Origin of the sequence: Azospirillum oleiclasticum (genome assembly GCF_013423485.1) — a bacterium.
Taxonomy (GTDB): Bacteria; Pseudomonadota; Alphaproteobacteria; order Azospirillales; family Azospirillaceae; genus Azospirillum; species Azospirillum oleiclasticum.
Genome location: NZ_JABFFR010000009.1, coordinates 300,345 through 314,347, shown reverse-complemented (window position 1 = coordinate 314,347; position 14,003 = coordinate 300,345). Strand labels below are relative to the sequence as shown.

The window sequence follows — 14,003 nt, the reverse complement described above, 5'->3', positions numbered from 1 at the left end:
TGCCGCCGGTTAACCCTGTTTTGCCGCCGTGGCCGATTCCATCCACAGGGTACGTGGAAAGCGTGCCGAATTTCCCTGTTGCATCAACCGCATGGCAACAGCACTGTTCAGAGGCCATCCGCGTTCGGGAGCGGATTGAAACACGGGGACTTCGCCTGCTCGGGCTGCTGCCCGTTCAGAGGCCATCCGCGTTCGGGAGCGGATTGAAACCCGACCCCCGGCCGCGGCTTGAACACCGTGCCGCTGGTTCAGAGGCCATCCGCGTTCGGGAGCGGATTGAAACACGGGGACTTCGCCTGCTCGGGCTGCTGCCCGTTCAGAGGCCATCCGCGTTCGGGAGCGGATTGAAACCAGCAGCGGGCGGCGTGGGGGAGGCGGCGATCCTGGGTTCGGACGGAATCCGCGTTCGGGAGCGGATTGAAACAGCGCCTCTACCAGCTCGCTCAACAGCGCGTCGGGTTCGGAGCCTATCCGCGTTCGGGAGTGGATTGACGGGTGCCCACGGGGTTGGAGCCTTGGCGTCGTCCATTCCACGGCGTCGGTGTATCGGGGCGCTTTTCTTGTGTGAGCCACGCGCCTGCGTCCGGCCCCCCTCCCGACCTCCCCCCATCTTCGACGGGGGAGGAGAGGTTGGTGGTCCCCCACGTCGCGGGGGGAGGAGAAGAAAGCCCTCCCCCGTCGAAGATGGGGGAGGGTTGGGTGGGGGCCGGGGCGGGAGTGCCTACAGCACCCAGAAATCCCGCTGTTCCGGCAGCGGGGCGCCGCCCACCGACGCGCTGCGGGCCAAGCCGTGGGCGGACAGGGCGTACATGCGCAGGGTGTCGCGGGGGCCGAGTTCCTTCGCGGCGCGGGCCATCAGGGCGCGGGCCTGGCGGTCGGTCAGGCGGGCCTCGAACACGCTCTTCTGCACGCGCACGCCCCATTCCTCCAGCAGGGCGGAGACGCGGCGGCGGCGGCGGTCGCTTTCCACGTCGTAGCAGAAGACCATCACCATCGCCGTCTCGGCCATGCCGCGCGCTCCCGGCTCAATAATCCATGACGTGCGGGCGGTAGGGCTCGCGGCCCTGGACATGGGCGGCCAGCGCCAGCGCCTGCTCCGCGATCAGGCCGCGCCATGTGGTGCGCCCGCCGCGCGGGCTCGCCACCGGCCGCGCCACCCAATGCTCGTAGGCGCGGATGATGGCGCCGACCGCGTCGGCGTCGATGCGGCAGACCCCCGCCTCCCGCCCGCCGAAATGGTCGGGGCGCAGGGTGCGGCGGTTGACCAGCGCCACCGTCAGCCCCTCCACCAGCGGCGCCCGGAACTCCTCCATCAGGTCGTAGACGGCGCTGTCGTGGCGGTCCTGCGGGGTGTGCAGCGCGCCGAGGCCGGGGTGCAGCCCGTGCCGCTCCAGCAGCGCCGCGACGTCCCGCCCCAGCAGGCCCGACAGGTAGGACAGCACGGCGTTCAGCGGGTCCGGCGGCGGGCGCCGGCGGCGGCCGGGGAAGCCCCAGCCCGCCGCCCCGCCGCCCTCCACCCCGCCTTCCACCTGGGCGGCCCAGGCCGGCCAGTAGCGGGCCGCCGCCTGCCCCTCCAGCCCCAGCAGCTCCGCCACGTCGGCCGCGGTCTCCAGCCGGCGCAGCAGGGCGTTGATGGCGTGCACGGCGCCATCGACGATGTCGAGCTTGCGGTTGCGGTTCAGCCGGCGGAGCAGGGCGCGCTGGTTGCGCAGCCGCCCGTCCACGAAGCGCCGGGCGAGGTCGAGCCGCAGCCCCTCGTCCAGCGCGTGGCGGGCCTGGTCCAGATGCAGCGCGGCGCGGCGCGCGGCGGGGCGGGCGAGCCGCCCGTGCGTCGCCCCGTGCCCGTCCACGAAGGCGACCTCCGTGTCGGTGGCGAGCGCCCAGCGCAGGGCGTCGGCCTCCGCCTCCGCGTCGGGGCCGAGGTCGATGCGGTCGAGGTGGCGGTGGTGGATGGCGATCAGCTCCCGCTCGCCGCCGGCCCCGTCCGGCTCCACCACCGTGAAGGCCTCGTTGCGCAGCGCCAGCCGGCGGCCTGGGGTCAGCAGATGCAGGGTGCGCAGCGCCGGGTCCAGCCCGGCGGCGCGGGCGAGACGGTCACGCTCCTCCTGCGCCGCCGCCTCCGCCTCGGCCTCCGCGTCGCGGGCGGCGACGGCGCGCAGCAGGCGGTCGGGCTCCGTCTCCGGGTCGTCGGCCGGGCTGGGCAGCACCAGCGAGCGCACGAACAGGTGCCCCAGGAAACGGAAGCCCTGGTCGAAGGGGACGATGCGCGTCTTCTCCCGGTTCAGCCGCAGCCCCGCCGCCTCCAGCGCCGCGGCGGCGTGGTCCAGCGTGCGCTCCGCGGATTGGCGCGAGCGGCAGAGCAGCACGAAGTCGTCGGCGAAGCGCACCAGCCGCACGCCGCGCCCCTCCAGCGCCTCGTCCAGATCGTCGAGGTAGAGGTTGGACAGCAGCGGCGACAGGGGCGAGCCCTGTGCCAGCCCGACCCCGTCCTCCGCCCCCGCCTCCAGCCACACGGCGATCAGTCCGGTCAGCGGGCCGGGGCCGATCGAGCGTTCCAGACGGTCGAGCAGCCGGTCGTGCGGCACCCGCTCGAAATACCGCTCGATGTCCGCATCCACCACCCAGCCATGGCCGCGGTCGCGCCATAAGGCGACGCGCGCCACCGCCTGCTGCACCGAACGGCCGGGGCGGTAGCCGAAGCTCGCCTCCTCCATCTCCCCGTCCAGAAGCGGGGTGAGCACCAGCGCCGCCGCCGTCTGCGCCACCCGGTCCACCACCGGCGGAATGGCGAGCGGCCGGAACGACCCGTCCGGCTTCGGCACCGACAGCCGCCGCAGCGGCCCCGGCCGGTAATCCCCGCCGCGCAGATCCCGGTGCAGCGCCAGCAGCCGCGAGGGTGCGGCCTGCGCGAACACCCCCACCGTCACCCCGTCACCCCCCGCCGCCCCCCCATTCCGCAACACCCGCCCCCACGCCCGCTCCAGCGTGTCGAGTCGGGTCACCTCCTCGAACAGATCGGCGTTGTCGGGGGCGGGGGTGGGCATGGGGAGGCCGCGGGGAAGGAGATTGCGGGAAGGGTGCGGCGGGGAGAGGGTTTGTGTCAAGTGTGGTGTGGAAGGGTGGTTTGTGCGTTGATTTTGTTGAGAGTGTTGGCGAGGTTACGCGGTATGTTAAGCATGATTTCGGGATTTTCTCTGAATCATCCACAGGGGGCGTGGAAAGCGTGGCGGATTTGCCACTTGAAACAAGGGGATGCCGGCGGGACAGTTCGGACGGGGTCCGCGTTCGGGAGCGGATTGAAACGTGAGCCAGGCGATGTCGCGGTCGTGGCCGCGATCGTGTTCGGACGGGGTCCGCGTTCGGGAGCGGATTGAAACGTGAGCCAGGCGATGTCGCGGTCGTGGCCGCGATCGTGTTCGGACGGGGTCCGCGTTCGGGAGCGGATTGAAACGTGAGCCAGGCGATGTCGCGGTCGTGGCCGCGATCGTGTTCGGACGGGGTCCGCGTTCGGGAGCGGATTGAAACTTCTTGGCGCGATCCATGTCACGCTTGGCGCGAGTTTGGCCGGGGTCCGCGTTCGGGAGCGGATTGAAACCCCGAGGTCGGCCATGTCGAACCCCAGGTGGGGTTCAGGAGGAATCCGGATTGCGAAGCAAGCTTGGATCAGGACGCGACAGACACCCGGCGCATGAGGTCATGGGCCGGGTGTCTGTCGTTTTTGACAATGGCGAATGACGCGCGTCGCGATCAGCCTTCGCCGAGAGCGGAACCGAGTTCGATGGCCGCGTCGTAATAGCGCGGAACGCCGTCGTTGTTCACATAGCTGAAGATCAGCTTGCGGTTCATGGTGACGGTCGCCGCGGCGATGCTGAAAACCTTGAACCCGGCGGTCGCATCGACACAGATCTGGTCGTGCTTGGCCTTATGTTTGACCAGTGCATGATCGACGGCGCCGGACAGGGCATCGACCAGGGTGTTGTAGTCCTCGTAATCAACGCCGCTCCGGGCCATCGACTCGATGGCCGGCAGCGTGCCCTTTATTTCGATCCGTTGCCTGGCATCCGTAAGACGGCTTTCGAGGAATGTCTTGAAGGCGTCGAATTCCTTGATCGTTTGGGTCGAGGCGACAACGAGGATGGCGTCAAGCGGCCGCCGCCGGTTGGGTGCCGACAGGTGATCCCACACGATGCGTGCCGCCTGCTGCCATGGTGTCGTTCCTGCCGCCAATGCAGACATCTCGGCGGATTGGTCCTTTTGCTCGGCGATCATCCATTTGGGCTGCGTCGACCGCTCGATGGGCAACAGCCCCAGCGCGTCGGCGGCCTGTTCGCTCTTCTGGCGCTGTTCGCCGAACCCGGTGACCCTCGGCGACAGACCAATGATGAGGACCGTGCGCGTTCCCGGCGTCCTGGACGGCGGAAGCAGGCGGGCATGACTCGTCAACAGCCCGTGCCGGAAGCGGTAGAGGATACCAGCCGCCACGGAGAAGGTGACGGCTCCACCCAAAGCCCCGGCCATGCGGACATGGGAGTCATGGGTCCAAGGGATGGTGCAGGTGGACCCGAGCCAACCGATCCATCCGCTCCACCAGGAAGCTCCCGCGGGCCATTCGGTCTGCATGCGGATCAGATCCAGCAGAGAATCGCCGGTCCATCCGGCGGTGACCGGAAGTATGAGGATAAGGAAAAGTAAGCCGAACTTCTTGAGGCCCCAAGCAACCGTTCGCGCATGCCGATTCATCATTCTTCCCCCTCGCTCTCCATATCCACCCGCTCCACCCGGTACTCCACCAGCGCCGCCCCGTACCGATCCATGTCGTCCGCCGTCAGCGGACGGCCGCGCGCGTCGGGCGGCAGGTCGAGTTCCAGATGCAGGAAGCGGGCGCCGCGGGCGCAGACGGCGGCGGCGAGGTGGAGCGGCAGGGTGCCCATCACCACGTCGTCCGGCCGCACCCGGCCGATGTCCAGGTGATCCACCATCTCGGCCGCGATCCCCCGCCGGGCGGCCCAGGCGACGGCGCCGGCGTGGCGGGTGACGAACAGCGCGGTCATGGCGGGGGCTCCGTGGAGGTGCCGGCGGGGATGGCGGCATTCTGCACCACCATGCCCGTGCCGGTCATCCGGTCGTGGATGCGCTGCGCCGCGGTCGGTCGGGGGCGGCACGCCTCGTGCCGGGTTGGCGGCGATGACGCCTTCCGGCCGGTCGCCGCGTCGCGCAGGAAGCGGCCGATGTCGACCGGCATCGAACCCTTCACCGACCAGGCGCCGGGCCGATGGACGACGTGATGGCCGATGCGGCCGCGCTCGGTTGCCGGCGTGCCACCCTCCGACGGCGGAGCCCTCTTCCGTCATGGAAGCAGGGGGACGCGGACGCCTCGCGAACCCCGCCCCGCGACGCCATGGCACGCTTGGTCGCCCCGCCCGTTCCGGTTATCCTCCCCACCCGGGGCCGCCCACCGGCCCGATTCGAGCGGTCTTGTGACGCTCCACCCCCCGGGGGTCGCTCGAATCGCTGTTTGACATTGTGGATCAAGGACTTGGCCGCCGCGTCGGGATGGTGGAAGCCAAGATTACGGAAAATCGTGCGGCTTTGGCGAGGGGTGCTCGAACCCCGTCTTGCAAGCCGTTGAAACGGCTTGTAGATTTCGGGGTGCCCTATCCCCGGCAGAAATGCCGGGGCTTTATTGAAGCGTGCCGGCGGTGGTGGGCAACCATGGGCGGATGACGCACTATCCCCGGCAGAAATGCCGGGGCTTTATTGAAGCGTGCCGGCGGTGGTGGGCAACCATGGGCGGATGACGCACTATCCCCGGCAGAAATGCCGGGGCTTTATTGAAGCCCTCAAGAAAATCGGCGCTCGTTGCCCGATGGACGGTCCACTATCCCCGGCAGAAATGCCGGGGCTTTATTGAAGCACGCCGCCGCCGGGCAGGTACTCCCGCCACCCGCCGGACGCTATCCCCGGCAGAAATGCCGGGGCTTTATTGAAGCCAAGAATGGTCACACCGACCCGCACACCTATCCCCGGCAGAAATGCCGGGGCTTTATTGAAGCTCGAACAACATGCAATCGAAGTTTGGAACCGTCGGGTCCTATCCCCGGCAGAAATGCCGGGGCTTTATTGAAGCCGCTCGTAGGTCTCCGGGGACAGCAGCCCCCGCCGGGGCTTTGCGTCGTTACCGGCGGGGCGGCCTCATCCCTCCTCCGGGCGGAACAGCCCGAGTCCGAGATGGCAATCCCAGCCGAGCGCGAGGGGGCCCTGGACCGGCTCCGGGAAGGCGACGCGCCAGAGGCTGCCCGTGGGATCCGGCCGGGGGCGGGTGACGCGGCTTTCCAGGCGGGTGGCGAAGGCGTGGGGCGGCAGGTTGCTGCCGGGCGTGACCGGGGTCGCGGCCAGCCGCTCCAGCCGCGCCGGGGCGGGACGGCCGCGGAAGGCGAGGTCGCGGGCGAGCAGGGCCTCGGGCCCCAGCCCCCGCTTGGGGTGCAGCGGGCTGAACCAGGGCGTGGCGGAGACCCACACCGCGGCGCGCCCCGCCAGCCGGCAGGGGGCGGCGTCGGCCATGCCCAGCCACACGCAGCGGACCGGCCATTCCCCCTGCCGCCCGTCGAACAGCCGCTCGCAGGCGGCGAGTGCGGCCACCGCCGCGCGGTCGAGCCCGCCAGCGGCGTGGATCAGCACATGGTCGATCCGGCCGTCGCCGTCCTCGTCGGCGGGCAGGAAGAAGGCGTTGGGCTGGCGCGGGTCGCGGGTGCCGTCATGCCCGTGCAGCACCGCCGGCACCGCGTCCGGCCCGGTCAACCGCGCGGCGTGGTGGAGTGCGGCCCGCTTGGCGAGTGCGGCCAGCGGGTAGCCGCGCTCGACCGGCGGGAGGCCGGCGCCCTCCAGCCGCCAGAGCGCCGCGGTGGGCAGGCTCACCGGAACGGCCTCACCCGAAGCGCCCTACCACAGGGGCTCGGCCACGGAAAAGCTGACCTGCCGCCCCTGGTGGCGGCGGGCGCGCATCACCTGCACCACCCCGCGGGGCCGCAGCCGGTCCGGCCGGGGCCGCTCCTGTGTCAGCTCCGGCAGGCACAGCAGGGCGCGCACCGCGGCGGGGCCGGCCGGCGCGTGCCAGAGCGGCCAGCTCAGCGTGTCCGCCCCCTCCTGCCGGGCGTGGCCGGGGATGCGCACCCGGCCGCCGCTGCGCGCGGCGGGGAACCACGCGAAGCCGGTGGATGCCAGCCGGTTGGCCCCGGCCATGCTGCGGATCGGGTCGTTGGTCGGTTCCCGCCAGCGCAGCGCGTGGGCGCGGTCGTCGGCCGGGTCCCAGCGGAGCGTGCGGTTGCGCCCGTCGTCGGCGTAGTCCCAGGGGTGGAACAGCGCGCGCTCCAGCGGCTCCCGCCCGGTGTCCGCCGCCATGTCCGCGGCCAGGGTCGCCATCACCTTCAGGAAGAACTGCTGCGACGCGGCCGAGGGCATGGTGACCAGCGGCGAATGGCCGATCGGCTCCTCCCCGTCCGCCGCCTCGCAGCCGAGTGCGGCCAGCAGCCGGCCAGGGAGCGGGTTCGGCAGCGGGTCGGGCAGCGGATCCGGCCCGGCCGCGGCCTCCGTCAGCAGCGCGGCGAACTCCGCCGAGGGGATGTCCGCCCGCTCCCGCCCGCCGAAGGCGAAGGCCGGGGCCTGGGCCGCCAGCCGCTCGTGAAGCCGGTCGAGCAGGGCGTCGCGGCCGAGGTCCGCCGGCACGGTCAGCACGGCGCGGTGCGGCGGCTCCGCCGTCCAGGACAGGCGCGGCGGGGCGTCGGGCCACGCCTCCTCCAGCGCCGCCAGCGTGCCCAGCGCCGCCAGGACGGCCAGCAGATTGTCGCCCTCCAGCCCCGTCAGCTCGAATTCGGTCACGGCGCGGCCTCCCTCATCTCGTCGGCCGAGGCGCGCTGGTCGGCCAGCCGCAGCACGGTCTCAAGATGGGCCAGCCCCCAGGCGCCGTAGCGGCGCAGCAGCCGCTCCATCAGCTCCGGCCAGCCGCCGTCCAGGCGCTCCAGCTCATGCGCCACCGGCCCCTCGAAACGGTCGCCGCCGAGCGTCACGGACAGGCGGCCGGATGCCCGGTCCGGCACCGCCGGGAACCACGGCCGCCCCTGCCCGTGGTGGGTGCCCACCAGCCACAGCAGCAGCTCGGGGTCGGCGGCGTCGCGGAGGCGGGGATGGTCGCGCAGCAGCGCCACCGACCACGCCTCGTGCCGGGCGCCCTCGGGCAGGCCGGCGGCCTCGCGGGCGGCGTGCCAGCGGGCGCGGTCGCGGTCGGGAAGCAGGCTCTTCGCCAGCGGCGGCCGGGTGGCGGCGGCCACCGCGTCGCCACCCCGCAGCATGGCCTGGAAGCGCGGCTCGGCCTTGCCGATGTCGTGCAGGCGGGCGGCGAGCGTGATGTCGGCGACCAAGTCCTCCGGCAGGCCGGCGGCGCGCGCGAGACGGCCGGCGACCTCCGCCACCCGGTCCAGGTGCGGGGCCAGGAGAACCGGCGTGGTGTGCAGCAGGCCGTCGCCGTCCGGTGCGACGTCATCCGGCTTCCGCCGGCGCTCCACCAGCAGCACGCCGCCCTCCGCGTAGGGGATGACGGTCCAGTCGCCATCGAGCGACAACGCCCCGATCAGCCCGGCGGCATCGACCCTGTCGGCGGTGATGTGCAGGGCGATCAGAGCCGCCGCCTCCTCCCACGGCGGGGTGGTGGGAAGGTTGGGGTGGAAGCGGTGCAACCTGCGCCCGCGGGCCCTCGCGGCCTCCTCCGCGAGGTCGGTCACCGGCTCCCCGCTGTCCGGCGCCCAGCCGTAGCGGTCGCAGCCGCCACGGCCGGCCGGCAGGACGATGGTGTCGCCGGGGCGCAGCGTGAAGGGACGGTTCTCGATGCGGCACTCGTCCGCACCGCGCCAGCGCACGAACCAGCGCGGGGCGGCCTCGGCCGGGAGCGGCTCGGCGGTGGCGCCCTCGGCGTCCGGGGCGTCGGCGCGGGTGCCGGTCAGCCAGGCGACGGCGACGTGGCGGGGCAGGGCCATCGCCTCCAGCGCCGATGGCGGCAGGGCGGTCAGGCGGCGGGCGATATCCAGCTCCAGGATGTCCGCGTCCGGGGACTTCGGGTCGTGGTCGTCGAGGGCGGGCAGGTCGGCGCGCCAGACGACGAACACGTCCGCCGCGTCGCGCCCCAGCCCGTGCAGGAAGGGGGCGATGTCCGGGTCCGGATGCGGGGCGGGGGCGGTGCGGGCGAGCAGGTCGAGCACCGCCGGCGACAGCACCGGCGCCCGTGCCGCCAGGGCGGCGGCGTCCCCGGGCGGCGTGCGCTCCATCAGCGCCGCCAACGCCTCGACCCCGAAATCCACCTGGCCGACGGCCGCGCGGCCCTTGCCGGTGACGGTGGCGTTGGCCATCAGCCACGCCCAGCCCTCCCGCAGCGCGGTGCCGTAGAGCGGGTCGGTGGCGTTCTTCGCGAAGGCGTCCTTGGGCGCCACGACCGCGGCCGGCGCGAGGCCGCGCCGCCCCAGCCGGTCGAGCCGGCCGAAGCGCTGGCGCAGAGCGTCCAGCGATGCCGCCTCCGTCACCAGCGCGTCGAGGTCGAGGTCGGCGCCCGCCTCGATGCATTGGGTGGCGACCAGCAGCAGCGGCCCGCCCGCGGGCGCATCCTCCGCCCGGCCCGCGCGGATGCGGGGCAGAAGCTCCGCCAGCAGCCGGTCGCGGTCGAGCGGGCGGACCCGGCCGGTCAGCAGGGCCGCATCGACCTCGGGCCGGGCGGCCCGCAGCCGCTCGAACACCGCCCGCGCCGTGCCGACGCGGTTGACCACCACCCCCACCGCCGGCCCGCCGCCGGCGCAGGGCGGCGTCTCCCCCAGCAGGCGCAGCGCCTGCGCAGCCAGCTCCTCCTCCAGCCCGGCGCCGCGGGCTGGAGCGACGACCAGCCGCGCCGGCTTCGACGCCGACAGCCGGCGGGACAGCACGGGGTGCGTGCGGTCCTCCGCCCCGAGGGTGAAGGCGTCCGCCGGGCCGCCGGGGGTGGCGGACATGCGCACGACGTGGAACGGCGTTCCAGCATTCCCGCGCAGGCGGCGCACCGTCGCCAGCGTCTGTTCGAAGGGGCGGGACAGGTGCGCCTCGTCCAGCACGATCAGCGCGTCGTTGCCGGTCAGCCCGGCGTGCACCGGCCGCATGCCCTCGCTGACGCCATAGCCGCGGAACAGCAGGCGCGAGCCGAGCTGGTCCACCGTGGTGACGCACACCAGCGGCTGCGCCGGCGAGCGCGCCCAGTCCGCGTCGTGGTGCAGCGTGCCGCCGCGCAGCGTGGCGGTGTGCAGCGGCTTGCCCGTCCCGCCCGCCAGCCGCCGCGCGACGGTGGTGGCGACGGCGTCCGCGGCATCGTCCGTCAGCGCGGCGTCGAGACGGTCCCGAAGGTGGTCGGCCCGCCGGGCGACGTCGTCCACCACGATGCGGCGGTCGATGGCGAAGAACAGGCGCAGCGGCGCGCGGCGCTCCGCGGCGGGGCGGTCGATCTCCAGAGCCAGGGTGAAGACGGCGATGTCGATGACGGCGGTCTTGCCTGATCCGGTCGGCAGGTCCAGCAGCGCGGGCCAGCCGGTCCCCGCCACCCGGCGGGCCAGCGCCGCCTGCCAGGGGAAGGGGTCCTGCCCGTGCACGGCCCGGAAGAAGGCGGGGAAGTCCTCCGGCGTCACAGGGACGCCTCCGGCAGCGGGGCGAAGAGGCCGAGGCCGCGGTGGCGGCCGGCGCCGATCAGCACCGGCCCGGCGACCTTGTCCGCGAACTCCAGCACCAGATGGGTGCAGACGCGCACCGGCCGCTCCGGCCGTTTGTCGAGCAGGAAGGCGCCGGCCCGAGGCACCGCCGGCACCGGCGGGTCCGACACCCGCTCCACCGCCACCGGCTCCGGCAGCCCGGCGAAGCGGCAGGAGGCGGCGACCACCGCGGCGAGGTCGCGGCCGGGCTGCGGCTTCGGCACGCGGTCGAGCAGCACCGGGGTGACGCTGGCCCAGCGCCTCGCCGGTCCCTCCCAGCGGTCGCGGCGCAGGGTCTTCAGCGCCGGGTCGGGGCGGCGGGCGATGGTCCAGCGGCCGGGCGGCCCCAGGGCGAGCCTGTGGAACTCGTCCACCACCCCGTCCCCGTCCACCGTCTCCAGCGCGCGGTACAGCGCGATCCGGTCGGCCGTCGGCAGGTCGGGCGGGAGCAGCAGGGCGAAGCCCAGAAGCTCCCTGGTCGCGTGGGTGTGGCCGACATGGGGCAGCGGCAGGATGGCGATGCGCGGCCCGCGGGTGGGTGTGTTGTCCGCCTCGTGCCCGCAGAGGGAGGCGGGAACCGGATCGGCCGCCCGCTTGATCAGGGCCGCCCGCACCGCCGCCGCCACGCCCTCCGCCGCGCGCAGGGGGATGACGGGGCCGGCCACCCGCTCGAAGGCGATCCAGTCGCCCGGAGTGATGGCCGGCCCCCGGTCGGTGCGGGGTGCCGCGTAGGTGGCGGTGCCGCCGGGGGAGGGGCGCTGGCCGCGCGCGAAGCTGCCTTCCAGCTCCGCCAACCGGCCCCGTCGCGGCACCCGCAGACGGACGTCACCGGCCTCGGCCGGCACCAGCGTCGGCGGGGGCGGGGAGGGGCACAGCGCCGCCCGCACCAGCGAGGAGGAATGGCCGAGACAGGTGACCTCGCGCGCCAGCCGGTCGATGGCCGGCGCGTGCCGTCCGGCGGCGTCGGCCGGGGCGTCGGGCCATTGGAAGACGACCGTCCGTTCCCGCGGGTTGACGGAGGGGAAGGCGCGCGCGGCGCGCAGCCGGCGGTCGGGCAGCAGGCCCAGCAGCTCCGGCCCGTCGCCCTTCCTCGGGGCCTTGGCCGGCATCTCGCGGTCGTTGGTCGGCACCCACACGGTGGCGACGGTGCGGTGGTCGGCGTCCGACGCGGCGACGGCCGGCGGGGGCAGGGCTTCCAGCCACGCCAGCGCGGCGCGCGCGGCCCCCCGCTCCTCCTCGGTCAGGTCGGCCTCGTGCAGGGTGGCGACCAGGGCGGCGAAGAGGCGGCCGGGGTGCGGCGGCCATTCCGCGGTCTGGCGGTCGGCCCGCCGCGTGGCGACCGCGCGGCCGGTGAGGTATTCCACCGCGATGGCGAGCATGGGGGCGACCGTCAGGCGGCGTCGGCGGGGGAGTCCTCGGTCTCGCCCGCGGCCTCGGCCGCCCGGCTGCGGCGGATCAGCTCCACCAGCCGCGGGTGCGGGGTGAGGCGCAGGGGCTCCTCCGACCAGGGCAGCCCGGCCTCCACCACCGCCGCCGCGGCTTGGCGGAAGAGCGCCAGTGCCGCGTCGGGCGGCAGCCTCCAGGCCGCGCGCACGCCGCCGGAACCCACCAGCTCGAACAGCGGCTCGGCGTCCTCGTAGACCAGCAGGCAGCGGGAGCGGAGCTGCGGGTCCTCCGCGTGCAGCCGCGCCATGCCCAGCAGCCCCAGCGCGGCCAGCAGGGTGCGCGCGGCGAGGTTGCGGGCCGCCGTCCCGGCCGGGTCCGCGCCGGGGAAGCGCAGCCGGCGCAGCCCGGCCAGCGACAGCACGGTGCTCTGCACCGCGTGGTCGATGGTGACGCCGCCGTCGGCCACGCTGGGCGCGATGTTGCCGTGGTTGATCTCGCTGGGCCGGCCCTTCTTCTTGTAGGGCCTGGGCTTGTCCGGGCCGCCCGCGGCCTCGGCCTCGTCGGCGGTCCAGGCGATGGCGCTCCTGTCCGCCGCCTCGTACACCGCCACGCGCTCGATCCGCGCCGGGTCGATGCGGCTGGACGGGCGCTTGCCGGGGCGGGCGTTGATGCCGACCATCTCCGACACGATCGCGCGCGCGAACTTCACGCCGCGCCCGCCGCCCTCGCCGGTGGAATTCCACATGCCGAACAGCAGCGAGGCGGGGCAGAGCGCGAACACCCCCGTGGCGTCGCGGATCGAGGCGGACAGCCAGGACCGCCCGGCCTCGCTGGCGCGGAACAGCGTGTTGCCGTGCAGGCTGTCGCGCAGCAGCGCGTCCGCCAGCCGGTGCGGCGCGTCGAGCGAGGTGATCGCCCCCAGCCCGTCGATGCCCTGCGCCGCGAAATCCACCACCACATGCGGGAAGCGGGCGCCGTCCTCCACCGCGGCCAGCAGCGCCTCCTCCAGCCGGTTGGCCTGGGACTGGACGCTGTCGAGCAGCACCGTCATCGTCTCCGCCCCGTCGATGCGGCGCGTCTCGAACAGATGCTGGCCGGGAACGTCGCGCCCGCGCTCGTCCTTGATCACGTAGGTCGGCGGGAACACCGGATCGCCCGCATCCCCCACCGGCCCCAGCCGCCGCACCACCCGCACCGCGGCCGCAGAGGCGACGGCGTCGCGCAGATCGGCAAGCGTGGGGGCGACGGGAGAGGGAGGGGTGGGTGACATGGGGGGGCTCCGGAGGCAGAGGAGAGTGGGGGCGACGTTATTCTCCCCTGCGTTGCCGTGCAAGGGGTGGTGGCACTGAGGCGTTGCAATTCGGCCGGCGCTGCAAAGCCGTTACCCCATCCGCGAGATGGGTGTGTTCGGTTCCCATGTCCGCGGGGAGCAGCGTGAGGACAGCGACGTGGACATCCTCGTCGACCTTGGGGAGGGCGTCACCCTGATCGACCATGTCGGCCTTCAGATGGAGTTGTCGGAGGCGCTTGGGCTGCGGGTGGATCTCACCAACAAGAAGACGCTCAAGCCACGCATCGGACGCCGGATCCTGTCCGAGCTGCGGCGTCTGTGACCCGTGACGCCCTTACGGCGCCGTTCGCTTCGGCGACGGGCATTACCCTTGAGACACCGGGATGATGCCGGGCCGTCCAGCGGATGACATCGACAAACGTGGCGGCGGGGACGCACCCCAACCAAGCCCCGGCATTTCTGCTGGGGATAGCAAATGGAAATGTTCACCACCCGACTTGGTAGGCAGTGCTTCAGTAAAGCCCCAGCATTTCTGCCGGGGATAGGGGCGCTCCACGGAGAAGGAGGGTATCCTTCTG

11 protein-coding genes and 2 CRISPR repeat arrays (1 of these 13 only partly in view) are annotated in these 14,003 nt (G+C 73.2%); of the genes, 1 reads left to right on the top strand and 10 read right to left on the bottom strand.

Features of this window, described 5'->3' with window-relative positions; genetic code table 11:
- Positions 1 to 721: 721 nt before the first annotated feature.
- From cas2 to cas7g, 10 genes are all read right to left on the bottom strand, one after another.
- A complete protein-coding gene (gene cas2, locus HL658_RS13430) occupies positions 722 to 1,009 on the bottom strand; it encodes a CRISPR-associated endonuclease Cas2 (protein WP_180282471.1) in 288 nt (95 codons plus the stop codon).
- Between the two features lie 16 nt (positions 1,010 to 1,025).
- A complete protein-coding gene (cas1, locus tag HL658_RS13425; RefSeq protein WP_180282470.1) occupies positions 1,026 to 3,044 on the bottom strand; it encodes a CRISPR-associated endonuclease Cas1 in 2,019 nt (672 codons plus the stop codon).
- Positions 3,045 to 3,747: 703 nt separating this feature from the next.
- On the bottom strand, positions 3,748 to 4,743 hold the full coding sequence (locus HL658_RS13420; protein WP_180282469.1) for a hypothetical protein: 996 nt from the start codon (positions 4,741 to 4,743) through the stop codon (positions 3,748 to 3,750).
- On the bottom strand, positions 4,740 to 5,051 hold the full coding sequence (gene csx16, locus HL658_RS13415) for a CRISPR-associated protein Csx16 (protein ID WP_180282468.1): 312 nt from the start codon (positions 5,049 to 5,051) through the stop codon (positions 4,740 to 4,742). The genes HL658_RS13420 and csx16 overlap by 4 nt, the downstream gene beginning before the upstream one ends.
- A complete protein-coding gene (locus HL658_RS13410; protein ID WP_180282467.1) occupies positions 5,048 to 5,242 on the bottom strand; it encodes a hypothetical protein in 195 nt (64 codons plus the stop codon). Before HL658_RS13410 ends, csx16 begins: the two co-directional genes overlap by 4 nt.
- 412 nt (positions 5,243 to 5,654) lie before the next feature.
- Positions 5,655 to 6,127: direct repeats of the CRISPR family, unit length 36 nt; unit sequence CTATCCCCGGCAGAAATGCCGGGGCTTTATTGAAGC.
- 65 nt (positions 6,128 to 6,192) lie between these two features.
- Positions 6,193 to 6,915, bottom strand: coding sequence for a type I-G CRISPR-associated protein Csb2 (gene csb2, locus HL658_RS13405; RefSeq protein ID WP_180282466.1), 723 nt, complete (start codon positions 6,913 to 6,915; stop codon positions 6,193 to 6,195).
- 24 nt (positions 6,916 to 6,939) lie between these two features.
- A complete protein-coding gene (locus HL658_RS13400; RefSeq protein WP_180282465.1) occupies positions 6,940 to 7,875 on the bottom strand; it encodes a type I-G CRISPR-associated protein, Cas3-extension family in 936 nt (311 codons plus the stop codon).
- Positions 7,872 to 10,688: a type I-G CRISPR-associated helicase/endonuclease Cas3g gene (gene cas3g, locus HL658_RS13395; protein WP_180282464.1), complete on the bottom strand. Its 2,817-nt coding sequence runs from the start codon at positions 10,686 to 10,688 to the stop codon at positions 7,872 to 7,874. The genes HL658_RS13400 and cas3g overlap by 4 nt, the downstream gene beginning before the upstream one ends.
- The gene (gene csb2 / locus HL658_RS13390) at positions 10,685 to 12,127 is read right to left on the bottom strand and encodes a type I-G CRISPR-associated protein Csb2 (protein WP_180282463.1); all 1,443 of its coding nucleotides are present in this window, start codon (positions 12,125 to 12,127) and stop codon (positions 10,685 to 10,687) included. The genes cas3g and csb2 (HL658_RS13390) overlap by 4 nt, the downstream gene beginning before the upstream one ends.
- Positions 12,128 to 12,138: 11 nt before the next feature.
- Entirely contained in the window at positions 12,139 to 13,404 is a 1,266-nt protein-coding gene (cas7g, locus tag HL658_RS13385) for a type I-G CRISPR-associated RAMP protein Csb1/Cas7g (RefSeq protein WP_180282462.1), read from the bottom strand.
- Between the two features lie 88 nt (positions 13,405 to 13,492).
- On the opposite strand from cas7g, the gene HL658_RS13380 reads away from it, so the two are divergent.
- Positions 13,493 to 13,747, top strand: coding sequence for a nucleotidyltransferase family protein (locus HL658_RS13380; RefSeq protein WP_343055094.1), 255 nt, complete (start codon positions 13,493 to 13,495; stop codon positions 13,745 to 13,747).
- A 114-nt stretch (positions 13,748 to 13,861) separates the two neighbouring features.
- Positions 13,862 to 14,003: a CRISPR direct-repeat array (repeat unit 36 nt); it runs 941 nt beyond the window's last position.